This window comes from Pseudoalteromonas citrea (genome assembly GCF_000238375.3).
GTDB classification, from domain to species: Bacteria; Pseudomonadota; Gammaproteobacteria; order Enterobacterales; family Alteromonadaceae; genus Pseudoalteromonas; species Pseudoalteromonas citrea.
The window spans coordinates 1-1,434 of the sequence record NZ_AHBZ03000010.1 but is presented as its reverse complement, the minus strand read 5'-3'; the positions used below and the strand labels follow the sequence as shown (position 1 = coordinate 1,434).

1 protein-coding gene is annotated in these 1,434 nt (G+C 47.4%); it reads left to right on the top strand.

Annotation, left to right across the window (positions count from 1 at the left end; all coding sequences use genetic code 11):
• A partial coding sequence (locus PCIT_RS00055) for an amino acid adenylation domain-containing protein (protein WP_010368255.1) occupies positions 1-1,434 on the top strand: 1,434 nt, incomplete at both ends.

The following is a 1,434-nucleotide window of genomic DNA, read 5'->3' as shown; positions in this document are numbered from 1 at the left end:
CAGCGACTCAACCGCTCAGTGATGACACCTTATTCGGCCGTTTTGAGCAACAGGCTCAAGCGCATGATTGGCATGAGCAAATTGCCGTCATTGAAGGGTTTACAGATACGCAATATAGCTATGGTCAATTGCTTGATGACTCACAGCGTCTTGCGCGCTACCTTGCACACCATGGTCAGCAGGATGACTCACAGCTTATCGGGGTGTTAGCGGAGAAAGGGTACGGACAAGTCGTCTCTACTTTAGCGGTGATGAAGTCTGGTCATGCTTATTTGCCATTGCATGTTGAATGGCCTGTAGGTCGTTTGGACACGGTATTACAGCAAGGTCAAGTCAGCACATTATTGGTGTCTGCGAAGCAATTTGCTTGTGAAGAAATTCAAGCAAGACTGGCGGGTAAATACACCTTATTGGTCATCGAAACATTACTGGCAGAAATGAGTGGAACATGGAGCGAAGCCCATTTACCACACGTCAATGCGGACGACTTGGCCTACGTTATTTTCACTTCAGGTTCAACAGGTGTACCAAAAGGGGTGAGTATCAGCCATCGTGGCGCCTTGAACACGATTGATGCGGTAAACCAGCGCTTTAATATTGACGGCAACGATAGTGTCTTAGCGCTATCAGAATTGAGCTTTGATTTGTCAGTCTATGACCTTTTTGGCTTGTTGGCGGTTGGGGGGCGTATAGTTTTCCCAGTGCAAGAGAAGAGCAAAGATCCGAGCCATTGGCTGGACTTGATAACGCGTTATCAAGTGAGTACTTGGAATACGGTTCCCCAATTGGCAGGCTTGTTAGTTGATGCAGTGAGCCAATCAGCAGGGACACTTGCGTCATTACGAACAGTGTTAATGAGCGGAGATTGGATCCCCACCAAACTGGCAGACGAACTGGGTGTACTTGCGGAGCATGTCACCGTGATGAGTTTAGGCGGGGCAACAGAGGGCAGTATTTGGTCGATTTGGTATGAAATAACACGGCCAGTGCCAGAGCAATGGAATAGCATTCCTTATGGGGTTGCGATGCCGAACCAGCAAATGTATGTGCTGAATCAAGATGGTGAGCATAGTCCAGTGGGCGTGATAGGAGAGATCCACATAGGTGGCGCCGGTGTGGCACTCAATTACTGGCAAGACAGTGAGCGTACAGCAGAAAGTTTCTTTAGCCATCCACAACTAGGTCGTTTGTATAAAACGGGAGATTTAGGGCGTTGGCATGGTGATGGCTACATAGAATTTGTAGGTAGAAAAGACAATCAGCTGAAATTAAGAGGATATCGTGTAGAGCTAGGCGAGATAGAGCATGCACTCAATCAAGTAGCAGAAATAAAACAAGCCTTAGTGTTAGCGAAAGAGGACAGTGCTTTAGGTAACAAATACTTAGTCGCGTATTACGTTGCAGCTGAAGCGTTAGAAGAAACGGCATTACGGG